The following is a 14,774-nucleotide window of genomic DNA, read 5'->3' on the forward strand; positions in this document are numbered from 1 at the left end:
AGGGTTTTTTATTTGCAATATATCCCCACATTATCCCCACAATTCAAATATTTCTAAAATGTAAAAACCGCTTATTTCTAAGCGGTTTTCAAAAGTATCTAGTGCCGTACCAAAAGCTTATTTCGAGATACTCTAATATTTAAAATGTTCTATCTTATAAAACTTTGCACATTTTCAAGTCTTAAGCTAGTATAATGACAAAACTCTTCTACTGATACAAACTCATTTTTATCCTTTTTAAGCTCTGTTCTTATTTTCTGCAATAATCTAGCGCTATACCTATAACTCTTCCCTGTAATGAGCTGTATGTCCTTCGGGTAAATACATAATCTTCTAGTCATGGTTTTCATACTTTATCTATGCCTTTGGCATAGCTTTACAATACTATAAATACACCCAGAAAGTTCCTAAATTTTAATTATTGATTGGGATACATTTCTTTTTTATTACTGAGCAATTTACGATACTCTGCAATTTTTTAGTCGGCAAATTTGTCTTTTGTTGCCTAATGTGTTCAATTATGACACATTAGATTGCTATTCTGCTTTAATGTTCGAATTTTAAATCAAAATCATAAGATTTAGGTATACAAACATCTAATTGTAAAACAATTAAAATTAAGAAATCATGGCCAGACAGAATGGTATTATTAAATTAAAAGGTACTATCGGGGATATTACTTTTTACAAAACTAAAGACGGACATTTAGCACGTGAGAAAGGTGGAATTGATGCCAACAGAATTAAAAATGATCCTGCTTTTCAAAGAACACGTGAAAATGGAGCGGAATTTGGAAGAGCAGGAACGGCAGGAAAAACTTTGAGAACTGCTTTAAGAACGTTGCTTTTAAACACAGCTGACAGTAAAATGGTTAGCAGACTTACGCAATCTATGGTTAAGGTTATCCAAGCTGACCAAACCAATGAAAGAGGTCTAAGAAACGTTATCGACGGAGAAGCCGAATTATTGACTGGATTCGAATTTAATATCAGAGGTAAATTGGGTTCTACAATGTTCGCTCCTTATACAGGCGGTATTAATAGAGCAACCGGTGAAATTACAGTAGATGTTCCTTCTTTCATCCCTGCTAATATGATTGCAGCTCCAAGTGGTACGACTCATTTTAAAATTATTTCGGCTGGTGCTGAAGTAGATTTTGAAGCTGAAACCTTTGTTTCATCCAATTCAGAATCTGCAATTTTACCTTGGGATTTTACTACAACCGCTGTGATTAGTCATATAAATAATGTAAGTCCGACAAGTACAAAACCGCTATTTCTTGCAGTAGGAATTGAATTTTTTCAACAAGTAAATGGCAGTATGTATCCTTTGAAAAACGGTGCTTTTAACCCTTTAGCATTAGTTCAAGTAAGCGGAATGTAATTTTAAGTTCTTCTTTTTTATAAAGCCTAGTCGTTAGACCAGGCTTTTTTTTTGCTTTTATCTTAACTGATTTTGTAGTAATACCCACTTTAATTTTTCAATCTGTTCAATTGTATTCGAATAATGCTGCTGCAATGTCTCTAATTGTCGAATTCTATTAACAAACTCTTGATGTTTTTGATGTTTCTTATACGCTTTAATAACTTCATTGCGAAAATTAATCTTGAATGTACTAATTCTAATAAAAGGAATTACAGAACCTATTTGGTATTGGTGCCAAAAGTTAGATTTCCAAAGTGTGTACGCTAACCAATACAATTTTTCTGATTCTTCCTCATTTTTTATCGTTATTAAAAAACAATTTGGACAACTTTCTTTTATTGGTTTTCCTGCATTTTTACCTTTACTTAATATAAAGAAATGGGGCTGATTAATAGCTCTTAGAGGCTGAAAGGTAATTACGTTGTGAAAAGTCATAATTCTGGATTTAAAATTATGCTGTCGCTACGCTCCGCCCCATATATTTTTTAAAAGAAAAAAGAAAAAAAGAAAGTCGTCCTTTCGGTGAAGGTTTCAAATTAAGTCAAGTTTTTTTGAAAAAATACTACCCAACTGTTCTTGCTTATTGTACACGTGAAAATTAATACGGGAGTTGAATTGGAAATGTAAGGGTGGAGATTTTTTCAAAAACCCGTAGGGCTTGAACTTTACTATTTGAAACCGTAGCAGACCTTTACTTTCTTTTTATTTATTTTTTTATAGCAGAGTCGTAATTATGTGGTTGGGATGTTTCTTATGGAAATCGGCAATCAAACACCCCCAAGCACCGCAAGGAGCAAATAAAGTGGTGCCCCTTTTTCGGGGGCAAGGAACTTTATTTGCGGATGAGGAGCGCAGTGGCGGGGTTGCGGCAATCGAACAGCCACCATAGACGCGAGAGTTGAGCGTAGGCACGGAGCGAAACGTAGCGGATATGAGCGTGTAACGGCGGGGAAAAAATAAAAGTCAGCCGTAGGCGTACCTTGATTTAGGGCATAGCGACCTACTAGTACTAAAGTTTAAAAGAAAAGATAATCGTCCTTTTACATGAAAAGTGATTGTATGCAGATTGTGGAGCGAGCCAACCCCGATGGCTGGGCGAAGGAGCAACCGCTGAAAAAATATAGGGCGGCAGACATAATACTGCTGGAATGTAGTGAAACGTAGCCTGCGGAGTGTAACGAAATGAAGCGGTATTGTGGATGCATAAGCCCGACCGAACGCAGGAAGAGACCGTGTGAAGATGAGGAACAAGCAGTGCAATAAAACAGCTGCTTATTTTCAAGCTGCTGTTTTATTGTGACTGCGCCGTGTCTGTGGAATGGAGGGAAACCTAACTAATGAATAGAATTAATAAATTGCTTATTTACCGATAAATCTTCTTATGGAAATGTAAGGTTGACCGACTGGAGCAGCCGAACGGAACAAAGGGAACGACCGTAGTGAGACCGCTTGATTACTATGTCTTTTGCAAATAAATATGTCTTTTTTTTTTCAAAAATAATTAAAGGTTTTTTTAGGCATATGTCGCCTCTGAATAAGTGATAAAAAAGGAAGATTTTAACCTCCCTTTTTCGTTTGACTTATTCGTCGGCACCATAGTTGTATTCCTGATAGGTTGCTCCTCAGCAGAGCCTAATTTCTGCTTAAACTAGGTAATTATAAAGATACAAATTCAATTTGTGGTTTTATTTGGTAAGTTCTATTTTCTCTAATGCAAGCACAAATTCTATGAATTAGTTTGTTTTTAACATTATTTAGAATAAGTAATTTGTTCTTATTTTCCTCTACTTTTCTTTGATAATATAAATTTAATTCTGGATCATACGTTGCAGCTGCTAGAGCACACATGTGTAGCTGCTTCTTTAATTTTTTATTTGCCATATTGTTTACTCTAGGTTTTGCTCTGATACTCTTTCCTGACGAATATTCAAAAGGAGCTACTCCAGAATAACAAGCTAATTGTCTAGGTGTTGAATACATTTTGAATTCATTTGTAAAACAAATTAGAGCTAACGTTGTTATTTTTCCGATTCCAGGAACAGATGTAGCTTGTGTATAAATAGTATTTAACGCTTCATCTTCTTTAATTAAAAGATTTAATTGATTTTCAATATTTTTTAAATCTTTATCAAAACCTTTGATAGCATTCTTTTGGTGATTGGTTGATAATTTAAAAAGTTCAGCGTCAAATGATTTTAGTTCATTAGTATGCCGCAATAAAGATCCTTTATATTGGATTAACTTATCACGAACTGAAAGAAGTATTCTAATTTTCTCAATCACTTTACGAGGTGCTTTATAAACAATTGCTTCATCTGCATTTTTCATAGCATAATAAGCAATCCTAAAAGCATCTACTTTATCGTTCTTGCCTCTTTGCATTCCAATGCTACGGATTATCTTTAGAGACATTTCTACCCACAAAGAAAATCCAAAAGAAAGTAAATGTTTGATAACCAATTTTCCATACATCCCAGTATGTTCTAAACAAATCAATGTGTTTTCGGAAGTTGCATCTAGCTCTTTAAGCCATTTACATAATCCCTTCAAGCCTGTTGCGTTGTTTCTAAATTGATTGTGAGTGCTTTGTTCTTTTTTACCATCTAAAATAATTACTGCATCAAAGAATTCTTTGGATATATCTATCCCAAGAAAATGTTTAAATTTGTTCATAATCAAGACTTTTTTAAGATTAGCAACCTGCATACTGAAAACTATCGAAACCTTGATATTAGGCCTTAACGCCTGAATTACTACTCTGATGCTTTTCCAGTAAAAACCGATAAAGTCCTAATCAAGCGATAAGTCGTTAGCTTCTATTGCCACGTAGGTTCACTTTATCGGTTGGGTTGTTGATTTAAAAATACAAATTTATTGCCTTGACAAAACTAAAGGATTGCCCGTGATGTTTGGAACGGAAATGTTATTTTGAAAATTATATTTTAGCTTTTTTTAAAATTTCAGACGCAATAGTTGCTTGCTTAGAAAAATTAATAGACTGTTTTTTTAAAGTATTGAAAGCAATTATAGTTGTAAAATTTTGTGCTACATTATCCTTTAAAATGGGGATTGATTTAATTTTTGAAGCCATATTTTAAAGCTAAAATTATTTTTTATTTAAATATAATTCTCCTCAAATAAGTCTTCATTGTGAAAATCTATAATTCTATCATCACATACCACATCAACATACTGATTGTAAAGTAAAAGAGCAGGTACGTTTGGTGGATTTACACAATATAAACGTTTATCTTCATTAAAAACATATTTTACTCTGAGTTCCATCAACAATCTACCTAATGCATTTACACCAACTAATTCATTGTTATTAGATGGTTTTGCTCCCCAAATTTTATTATCTGTCGCATATTCTACAATAGATCTATTTTGAGTTTCTTGAAGTATTGTGCTGAACTTATCCCAATTTTGAGCGAGTTTTAATTCTAATACCCAACGCATTATTTTTATTTGAATTTTTTCCCAATCAGGACGAGAATATTGAGATTTATATTTATTGCTAATCATCTTAGCTTTCATCGCATTATCTTGACTAATAATTTCAAATTGAATCTCTGGATTAGTTGGATAACGCATAGCTTGATATAAATGCTCCGAAGAAGGTATTATTACTTCGTTTACATACAAAGCATAACCCGAAGCCATATTGGACAAACCACCAAATGCTTCTGTTGTTTTTCTAAAAACAATCGCCTCTTTTGAGTTGTAATTTCTGATATCCATAGTGCAAACTTAAGTAAATATAAATAATTAATTTTTAAATTCCTCTATTATGTAGCGGAAAAAGCCCTTTCCAATTGTGTGCCGGATTATCCCACCAAAATACAATAGGGCAAGTATTACTAATATTACGCCAAGTAAAAAACAAAGTTCCAGTACCAAAAGTTTTATAACTAGGATAGGTTTTACCTAAAGGTCTATGTTTATGTTTAATACTTTTATCCTGAATTTTACTGATAATTTCAATTCCTTTATCTAAAAATATTTGCTCTAATCGATTTCTATTTGCTCTAGAAGAGAAAAACGCTTCTTGGCTGGGTTGAGTTCCTTTTCTATATGCTTTATCTGGTTGAAGTGTTGCAGTTTCTAAACTTACTAAATACGCATCGTATCCGTTTTTTGACTTTTCTGGATACACTAAATTCAATTTTGGATTAAATCCTTTTAAATTATTTTCAATTTTATAGTAACTACCTACTGGAAATTTGGAAACGTCTAAAAAATAATTTTCATCGTCAAACAACTTTTTTAACGAATATCTAGTATTGTCTAATCCCCAAGAATGAGTACAAAAGAAGAATGATAATATTCGTAACTCCTTGTTAATTAGTCTTTTTAATAAATTATTTTCTTCAATAAATTTTTTTATCGCAAATTTGAATGTACCACCACTAGCTAAAACATCATCTAAATAAATATAATTCCTTACTCCTAAAGAACCACATATTTCCATTTTGAAACCTGTTTTTTCAACCAATATATCATTAAGTAACTTTAATAAGACAGATTGGCTTTTATGTGCTGCTTGTGAATTAATAAAATGTGTTTCTCTTAAAAACATTTCAATACTTTGATAGCCAAAGAATGTCATGGCTTTATTTAAAAATTCCCATAGTATTTCTTTTGCTTTTGCTTTTGATATATAAACCCCTTGTTGTAAAATATGTAATACTTCATTCAAAACAAATACTCTATCCTTTTCCTCAAACTGATTTACCCATTCTAAAACGTGTTGTGGAGTCATTACAAAACCATTATTATAATCTGAATGGTAATCCTGGGTAATTGCAACGATATTTTCTATTATTTCTTTTATCATTACTCCCAATTTTCTTTACTATAATTCAACATTTCATACATTGTCAAGGCTACTGCACTGGCGTTACGACGAACATAAAATTCTTCTTGGTTATTTTTCTCGGGGTTTGTAATTATAATTGGTGCTGTAGCTTTGTCTTTTATGTGAATTAAAGCAATGGTTTTATTGTCAATAGTTTCAAACTCTACTTTGAATTTATGCACCATATTGTTGCCAAAATAGTTTTGAACCAAATTGTCAAAGTGTTTTATAAATTCGTCTTTTTTATTATCTCCTTTGAAACTTGCAAAGTCTGTATTTTCTAAACCTAAAATGTTGCCATCATCATCCACACCAATAAATAAAGTGCCACCTTCGCTATTAAGAAAAGCAGCTAAGTTTTTGATGGCCGAATGCTCTACATACTTTTGTGGGTTATTTTGACGTAAACAATAACGGAGTGTACTTTTAAATTCTACTGTTTTGCTCTCGCCTTTAGCTAATAATTGTATTATTTTATCATTGGCATTTACTTGTTGCAACTGTTTTTGCAATAATTCTTCTGCCGATTGATAGTATGCATATTTTGCTAATTTAGGATAACGGCGTGCAAACCAAGTTTCTACCTCATTTATATCATCTTCATTTAAGTCATACAATTCGTAAACCAATTGGTCTATTTCTTTTTGTTCATTGGCAAAATAATTATAACGAGGGTTTTTCTTTTGGTTTTCTATTATTGTATTTAATAATAATTCTAATTTTTCATTTTCTTGTGTAATTGCTATTGGTAATATTTTTTGGCTATCTACGTGAGAACTGATAGAATGATTTATATAAAGTTTACTAAAACATCTAATTAATTTTGAATTAAGTATAGTTAAAAGATTAACAGTAAAAAAACCAGAAAAAATACAAGACCCTTTTTGATCAAAAACACCGCCTGAACTTATTCTAAAAGTTGAAGCATATTCGCCAGAATCAGAAAATGAAATACCCAACTTATAATAAAAATCAATATTTTGAAATCTTGAAGCTATTTTATTGTTATTTTCTACTGTTTTAGTTTTCATATTATAAACTGCATCACAACTCCAATCAATAAAATAATTTGTAGGTACATAATAATTAGGTAACCAACCACTATCAGTGTCACTTTCTCCTCCTTTGTCATAAGGAGCAATAAATCGTCCATCAAAATAACAATCGTTATCAAAATTAGTTTCAGTATTTGTTTTATGAATTCCGTTTTCAATCACTTTTAAGCGAATGGTTTCATTATTTCTAATGGTTTCCAAATCTCCATCAGTCAATAAAAATTCTTTAAATAAATCAATATCTCTATAATTTCCTCTTGAATTTGCTTTTTGAAACAAATAATTTTTATTGTCACCTGTTTGCAAACCAACTTTTACATCGGCAACATCACCAAAACGTACTAATTCAATCGTTTTGTCATTAAATTCAACTTGTCTAACCGCTATTGTTGCGCCATTTATATCTTTATCTATTATAGGCACCGTAGTATCATTCATTAAAGCAAATAGCTTTGGGCTACCTACTATAATAGGATGGTTACTGTTAGTCTGCAACAAAGTTTGAGGATAAGAATACACAGCAAATTCAGGAGTGTATTGTCCAATATAATCTTCAAGATGAAATAGTTTTTCTCTAAACTCGGGTATTTGTTTTCGGGTGGAAATGTTGGTAAGGTCGGCGGCTATTATTTGTCCCTCGACTGCGCTCGGTATGACAGCGTTACTAACTACTGTTTTCTTTACTGTAAATATGCACGAATTTACAGTGGCATTAAAGCAGTCTTTATGCAGTCGTATTACATTTTTAAGGTCGTATTGCAATATTTGTTCCCGCAAAGGTTTATGACTTTTTATAGTAAGCCAAGTATCCGAAACGATGTAACACAAAATACCGTTTGGTTTGAGCAGTTTATTAAGTGCCATACTCATAAACGCACCATAAGGGTCTTTGCTGGCGAGTTTGTATTCTTCTTGTGTTTTGTCATCAATTTTTGTTCCGCCATAAGGAGGATTTCCAATAACAATATCAAAACCTTTTTTGCCTTCGTTCAATACATTACCAAAAAAATGATGCCAAAGAAAATAAGGTCTTTCGGAAGCGTCTTGCAGTTTATAGAGTTTTTCTATTTTAGAACCTAATAACTCTTTCTCTTTTAATAAAGGTTTTAGTTCTCTATCTAATTTTTCTAATGCTTTTATGTTTTTTAGTTTGGTAGCTTCAGGTTTATCTACATTAGAAATCAAACTCTTTTTGTATTCAATTTGTCCAATTTGTATGTCTAATGATTCCTTTTGAGCATCAAATAACAAATCTAATTTGTCGTGAATTTTAGCATCGATTTGACTTGCAATCTCTGCTTTTGAGATTTTTAGTTTTTTATAATCTTCTTCACTAAAATACAATTCGACTAAATCTTTAAGACTTTTTTTATCTGAATCTGAAAGATTTAATTGGGTTTGACTTTCTATTTCAGGTTCGCCAAACATTGATAACTGTGGTTTTACAATAGTTAGTGTTTTATCGTCTCCTTTTTCAATATCTTTTCCAAGAAAGACGCCTTCAAAGGATTCTACCAATGAATTGCCTTGCATAATTTTATAGTCAAGATTAGGCAAAGGTTTAGGTTCTTTTTCATCTACAATTAACGATAACCAAAAACGCAAACGTGCAATATCTACCGCACCTTTGTCGAGGTCCACTCCGTAAATATTATTTTTGATGATGTTTAATTTCTCTTTGAGATAAATAAAGTCTTCTTGTTTATAAATGACTTGCAATCCTTTTTTGAGACGCATAATTTCAAATACCATTCCCATCGGGAAAGCCCCTGAACCAATGGCTGGATCACAAATTTTGCAATCGGTTAAGGCTTTGTCAATTCGTTCCGCAAAACGTTCAATAATTTCAATATCAATCTTATTAGAAGATTGCTTAATATATACAGCAATTTCTTTTAATTCCTTTTCTGTAGCTGTAGCTTTTAAAGTATCAGCAACATATTGACTAATACTTTCTTTACACATAAAGTGAACTACTTCTTTTGGTGTATAGAAAGTACCTTTGTCTTTATTGTCTTCTAATAAGTTTTCAAAAATAAGTCCTAGCATTTCTGGGTCAATACCAATATCTTGGTCGTCTGGACTGTTTTCGTCTATTGTAAAGTTATACTGGTCGAAAAACTCAAATAAGTCGGCAAATAAATCAGGTTTTATTTTTATTTCATCAGGTTCAATTTGATCTTTGTCAAACAATCCACCATTTAGATAGGGGATTCTTGTTTGTGTTATTTCAAAAATATCATTAATAGTGTATCTTTCTTTATTTAAGGTATTGAAGAAAAGAGGTGCTAAACATTTGTTGTAAAAATCGTTTTTGTCTGTAAAAGAAGTAAATAATCTCGAAATAAAATCTTTTTCGCCATTACCCCAAGGTTCATTGGCAGGAACTCCCAACCAACCTTTCTTTTGCAAGAAATACAAAAAAACAATTCTCCCCATTAATTTTTTAACAAATTGGCGCACTAATTTTTCGGCATCTTCTTGTTGTTCTTTGTTAGGTTTGTTTTTATCTACTTGGTTTTTAAAAAACGAAAACGCATCAGGATTATCAGAAATGTAACCAACTAATAATTTAAAATGGTCAAAGTATTTTTTGAAAAAGTCATTTGATATCTTTTCAACCGAAAAGGTTTTAATAAGGTCTTTTATGGATATTTCCTTATTTCTAATCTCGTTAAACAACCAATCAAACTGATTAAGAGCTGTTTTAATACTTTCTCCTTTTCCTAAAACATAGGTGTATCTTTTAGGGTGTGTTTCTTCCTTAATTTGGTTGTATTCTTCATCCCAATACAATGATTTTGAAATAAATGTCAATCGCCAATCATTAGCTTTTTCATTGTAATACGTAGCTATAATACCATCTACATCACCTGGAATTACATCAGAGTGTATAATATTTCGTAACCCAACACGACTATTGATTTGCTTGTCATCTATTAGTTTGATTTCATAAAACAAGATTCTAGAATTATCATCGAGCTTTAAATCCCCAAATTCTAAAATTGAATCAGCTAATTCGTGTGCTTTTTTATCGTTTTCTTTTCTGTTTAATGCTGTTTTATAGAATGATGCCGATTTGTTTTTAAACAAAACTTTAAGCAATGATTTCCATTCTTCGGAATTGTACTTGTTAGCAAATAAATTATTTATGTTTTGGCTCATAGTTCTATTTATATTGTAAACGATTCAGATAAAATAATTGCAGGTTTATCTGTCTTAATAATTCTTTTAGGTACTATTTTCTCCTGTTCTACAAATTCTGAAACGGCTTCTAATAAAGGATATGACTTAAGTAACTTCATAACATTGTTATAGGTTTCTGATAAAGAGGGTTTTTTTGAAACGGCATCTTTAATCAGTTTGTTGATTTCCCTTGGCAGTTTTTGAAATTTACCTCGTCTAATTGCTGTAGCACCTGCATTTATTAAATCTTTATCATCGGGAGTAATGAATTCTTGTAATAATTGTTTTTCTATAAAACTAATTGCTCTACTTTCATTTGGCCCCAACTTTACATTTGCTTTATCTCCAAGATTGGTTATACTTTCGCCTGTAATAAAAGAGGTTAATGCAGTGTTAATTTGTTCGTGATGTAATGAATGTAATCCAACTGCTCTTTCGGATATTTCAGCTTTATACAATCGTGCTGCTTCAACAAAAGTTAGTTCTTCCAATGAAAAATCAGGATAAATTAAATAAAATGTATCTCTCTTTTTGTTTTTAATAAACGTTATTGTTTGTTCTTTTGCCGATTTATTTTTTCTTCCTGTTCTTGCTCTTGTAGGTATTTTGTTTTTTATTCTATGATACTCATCTGGATTTTCATCTCTGAATTTTCTCAAAAAGTTTAGGTATTCCAAACGTTCATCTTTTTCTTCTTCTGGAATTTTCTCAAATAAACCAAAAGAATCAAATTCTTCATCAGTAGAATATATTTGACTGTCTTCTCCTAAAGCAGAATGGAAAGCCTGTAATTTCATATAGGCTTTTTTGTTCAACTCAATTTCATTATCTGTTCTTGAAGTTGGGAAAAAGTTGTAGATATAAATATCTTTTGAAGGAGTTCCAATACGATTAACACGACCAATACGTTGCATTAAACGAGTTGCATTCCAAGGAATATCATAATTTAAAATAATATTGGAACGATGTAAATTGACACCTTCCGCTAAAACTTCAGTAGTAATTATTATGTCGTAATCGTTTTTTTGTTCCAATAACGGAATATTAGCATCAAAATTCAAGGCAATAGTTTCCGAATTGTCTTTTTGATTGCTACTATCAATTGCTAATATTTTAGTTATACCATCTTCTTTAAGTCTTTCAACAATATGTTTAGTAGTCTCTTTAGATTCCGAAAAGACTAATAATTTTTTATTATCGTTAAACTCTGCTTTTAATAATTCGTTTTTAATTTTATAAATAAAAGTATTGTATTTTGGATCATCGATTATTAACTTCCAATCTTCATACAACTGTTTTAAGATTTCATTATCACGCTTTATACCTTTAATAAACTCTTCATCAAAAGCTTCTGTTTCAAAACCTTGAATTAAATCAGGAGTTTCAGCATCTAACAATAACCTTTCTAATTCTTCTTCATTTTCATCAAGAATAAAATCGTTTACATTGTGCTTTTTTGAAATGTATATTTTACCATTATCTATCATTTTCATCATAGATTGATTAGCATTATAAAAACGCTCTAAACTCATTTTAAAAGCAAAGAAACTACTATCAATTCTTTTCACTAAAAGTATTCTCATTATATGAGCCAATTGTTCAGAAATCCTATCTGCTTTTTTTGGGTCTACTCCTGTAGCTTTTTGATATTGTTTTTTAGCTTCTTCATTTAAAAACTTAATGGCTTGATAACGATAATAACCAAGACCATTTTTTGTGTCTCGCACTAATTTCAATGTTCTGTCATACAACTCATCAGTAGTATTATCAAGTTGATATAGAATTTGTTTTGGAGGGTTAATATTGGGGAAAGTTACACCTTGAGCTACAATATCATCCCAATAATTTGGTGTGTTTCTAATATCGGTTCTTGTTCTTCTCACAACAATAGGTTCTATTATTTTATTTCTTATTTCGGTGTAAATTTCTTTAACTCCTTTTGCAATTTTATGCTGGTCTTTTTCTGCTTTTAATTTGGTATATCTGTCAATTAATGGTCTAAAAAAGTGTTGTAAGTTTCCATTAGGAACACCATCAATCGAAGATTTTTTGGAATCTTGGAATAAATACAATTGATTTCTGATATCATCTGGTTTATTGTTTAATGGAGTTGCAGTAACTAAAATTACTTTCTTTTGATTGCTTCCGTCATTCCCCTTTTTCTTTCTTGGAGTCTTGCATATTTTTTGTAGCTGATTAAATCGTTCCGATTCATCAGAACGGAATTTATGCGCTTCATCAACAATGATTAAATCATAATCTTCTGGGTGCTTAATTTGGTGTAGACTACCATTAGTAATAAAATCTACTCCAGGAACTTCAAAATCTCTAATAGTTTTTTTCCAACTGTTTTCTAAAGCTGGAGGATAAACAATTAATATTTTAGATCTATAACCATTAGCAAAATAGAATTTTTTAGCAATAATAGTAGCAATAATAGTTTTGCCCAATCCAACAACATCTGCTAAAATAAATCCGCTATGTCGTAGTAGTTTGTTATAACCATCATTTACAGCGTCTATCTGATAAGCTAATTTTTTATATCCTTTTGGTAAATCCGTAATTGACTCTGGATCATATTCGATACTTTTTCCGAAATATTCAATTAAGAGTTTTATGTATAAATCAAATGGAGAAAATTCATCATTTAAAAAAGTGTCTTTTTTTACATTAGCAATTTCATAAGGTAAAATATCAATTGCTTCCGACCATAAATTTTCAAAAGTTTCGTTTGCGAATACTACATCATCATAATCTCTTAATTCAACATTGAATTCAAAGTTTTTATCCAAACCATTTTCACTCAAATTACTTGAACCTGTTATAACTGAACCGCTATTGTGTTGGTTCCAATTTTTAGGTCTAAAAATGTAAATTTTAGCGTGAATATTTTTATCGGGATGCGCTTTTACTTTTATTTTTCCAATACCAACTTCATAAATGAATTGTAAAATTCCTTCTTCAACTTTTTGGTTGTATTCGGATTGTTGAATATCTTCTTTGAACTCTTTTATAAATTCCTCACGAGTAATATCTGTGTTGAAGTTAAACTCTAAACCTTTCTTTGCAGCATCACTAATTAAATGATCAACATCAATACCAACCAATATTCTAATTTCTTCAACATCTTTTAGAAACTCTCTAATTTTAAAATAGCCAGATGAACGAAAGTAGCCTACTAATGCATCAAAATAATGAATTGGTAAATGCTCAAATATTCCTTTAAACTTTTGTTGTAGTGTATTTTGGTCTTTGTTTGTAAAAAATTTTGTAGACATTTATTGAAAATAGGTTAATGACCAAAAATAATATTTTAAAACTTAATTATATGTTTTTTATTTTTTTTTAAAACAAAATCCTATACTGTGCAGTTTCCAAGTTTATAGTAGTTGGAATTTGCACACTTTTTAATAATTGTGTTTTGCGTTCTATTAATTTTTTGATGTTGGTATGCAGATTATCAGTACCTATTTTTTTATAATATAGCTTCTTTTGATTGTTGAATTTGTTTCGGTTTCCGTTTATTAGAATATCTTCCCAGAAGTTAGTATTGAAAAATTTATCATCAATAGTTTTCGATTTGTCAAATAGTAAAACATTATGCCATTCGTTTACTAATGAATTTATTAGTGCATTATAATATTTCATATCAGTTAGATTTTGAAGCGTAAACAGTCCTAAACTATGAATAAATTTAGCTTGTTTTGTCTTTACTTCAAATCGAAATGTATTCTTACAATGGTTTGGAAATTGCACACTTTTATCATACGCTTTTACTTGTTTATAAGCTTCATTTCCTGCTATTTTATAATTAAAATGTATTGTAGGTCTTGTAAATTGTCGCTTTTCATGATAGATTAAATTTTGCACTAGTTCATCAACTTTAATAATAGGATTGATATTTACACCATATTCTAAATTAATGAGTTTACACAGGTTCAAATCGAGTTTAAATAACTCTTTTATTAGCTCAATTGTTCCAATACAATCATATATATTGAAATCATTAGCATTGTGTAAACCATCATTAAAGAAATAGTGTAATGAGCCTTTTATCTCAAGTCTGTTTTGAAATTTTGTAAAATATAGGTTTTTGTAACTCTTTGAAAAGAGTTCTTTTATTTCATCATCAAATCGCTTTTCAGATTTACCTTCATATATTAAAATTTCATTATTCCATACTTGATTTATTAGAGCTTCATCCGTTATTTTTATTTTGATGAAATCTATCATTTATCTAAAAAATATAT

At 30.7% G+C, this 14,774-nt stretch carries 9 protein-coding genes; 1 reads left to right on the forward strand and 8 read right to left on the reverse strand.

Features of this window, described 5'->3' with window-relative positions; all coding sequences use genetic code 11:
* The first annotated feature begins 627 nt into the window (after positions 1–627).
* Positions 628–1,383: a hypothetical protein gene (locus ACNH59_RS12045; protein ID WP_418262779.1), complete on the forward strand. Its 756-nt coding sequence runs from the start codon at positions 628–630 to the stop codon at positions 1,381–1,383.
* Positions 1,384–1,440: 57 nt separating this feature from the next.
* On the opposite strand, the gene ACNH59_RS12050 is transcribed toward ACNH59_RS12045, so the two are convergent.
* From ACNH59_RS12050 to ACNH59_RS12085, 8 genes are all read right to left on the reverse strand, one after another.
* Positions 1,441–1,860: a DUF6943 family protein gene (locus ACNH59_RS12050; RefSeq protein ID WP_418262780.1), complete on the reverse strand. Its 420-nt coding sequence runs from the start codon at positions 1,858–1,860 to the stop codon at positions 1,441–1,443.
* A gap of 1,221 nt (positions 1,861–3,081) precedes the next feature.
* Positions 3,082–4,098 (reverse strand): IS110 family transposase, encoded by a 1,017-nt coding sequence (locus ACNH59_RS12055; protein WP_418262781.1) that lies wholly within the window; start codon positions 4,096–4,098, stop codon positions 3,082–3,084.
* Positions 4,099–4,360: 262 nt separating this feature from the next.
* Positions 4,361–4,516: a hypothetical protein gene (locus ACNH59_RS12060; RefSeq protein WP_418262782.1), complete on the reverse strand. Its 156-nt coding sequence runs from the start codon at positions 4,514–4,516 to the stop codon at positions 4,361–4,363.
* A 26-nt stretch (positions 4,517–4,542) separates the two neighbouring features.
* Positions 4,543–5,166, reverse strand: a complete 624-nt coding sequence (locus ACNH59_RS12065; protein ID WP_418262783.1) for an NADAR family protein — start codon at positions 5,164–5,166, stop codon at positions 4,543–4,545.
* Between the two features lie 34 nt (positions 5,167–5,200).
* Positions 5,201–6,262 (reverse strand): hypothetical protein, encoded by a 1,062-nt coding sequence (locus ACNH59_RS12070; protein ID WP_418262784.1) that lies wholly within the window; start codon positions 6,260–6,262, stop codon positions 5,201–5,203.
* Positions 6,262–10,503, reverse strand: a complete 4,242-nt coding sequence (locus ACNH59_RS12075) for an Eco57I restriction-modification methylase domain-containing protein (protein ID WP_418262785.1) — start codon at positions 10,501–10,503, stop codon at positions 6,262–6,264. Before ACNH59_RS12075 ends, ACNH59_RS12070 begins: the two co-directional genes overlap by 1 nt.
* Before the next feature lie 8 nt (positions 10,504–10,511).
* Complete coding sequence (locus tag ACNH59_RS12080) at positions 10,512–13,802, reverse strand: helicase-related protein (protein WP_418262786.1); 3,291 nt, start codon at positions 13,800–13,802, stop codon at positions 10,512–10,514.
* A 67-nt stretch (positions 13,803–13,869) separates the two neighbouring features.
* Positions 13,870–14,757 carry a hypothetical protein gene (locus tag ACNH59_RS12085; protein ID WP_418262787.1) on the reverse strand — a complete coding sequence of 296 codons (888 nt, stop codon included), beginning with the start codon at positions 14,755–14,757 and terminating at the stop codon, positions 13,870–13,872.
* Positions 14,758–14,774 lie beyond the last annotated feature (17 nt).

Source organism: Flavobacterium faecale, from assembly GCF_048320115.1.
GTDB lineage: Bacteria > Bacteroidota > Bacteroidia > Flavobacteriales > Flavobacteriaceae > Flavobacterium > Flavobacterium faecale_A.

Excerpts from the sequence above, each read along its gene's own strand:
- ACNH59_RS12045 (WP_418262779.1), top strand. The coding sequence starts at position 628 with ATGGCCAGACAGAATGGTATTATTAAATTAAAAGGTACTATCGGGGAT.
- ACNH59_RS12050 (WP_418262780.1), bottom strand. The coding sequence starts at position 1,860 with ATGACTTTTCACAACGTAATTACCTTTCAGCCTCTAAGAGCTATTAAT.
- ACNH59_RS12055 (WP_418262781.1), bottom strand. The coding sequence starts at position 4,098 with ATGAACAAATTTAAACATTTTCTTGGGATAGATATATCCAAAGAATTC.
- ACNH59_RS12060 (WP_418262782.1), bottom strand. The coding sequence starts at position 4,516 with ATGGCTTCAAAAATTAAATCAATCCCCATTTTAAAGGATAATGTAGCA.
- ACNH59_RS12065 (WP_418262783.1), bottom strand. The coding sequence starts at position 5,166 with ATGGATATCAGAAATTACAACTCAAAAGAGGCGATTGTTTTTAGAAAA.
- ACNH59_RS12070 (WP_418262784.1), bottom strand. The coding sequence starts at position 6,262 with ATGATAAAAGAAATAATAGAAAATATCGTTGCAATTACCCAGGATTAC.
- ACNH59_RS12075 (WP_418262785.1), bottom strand. The coding sequence starts at position 10,503 with ATGAGCCAAAACATAAATAATTTATTTGCTAACAAGTACAATTCCGAA.
- ACNH59_RS12080 (WP_418262786.1), bottom strand. The coding sequence starts at position 13,802 with ATGTCTACAAAATTTTTTACAAACAAAGACCAAAATACACTACAACAA.
- ACNH59_RS12085 (WP_418262787.1), bottom strand. The coding sequence starts at position 14,757 with ATGATAGATTTCATCAAAATAAAAATAACGGATGAAGCTCTAATAAAT.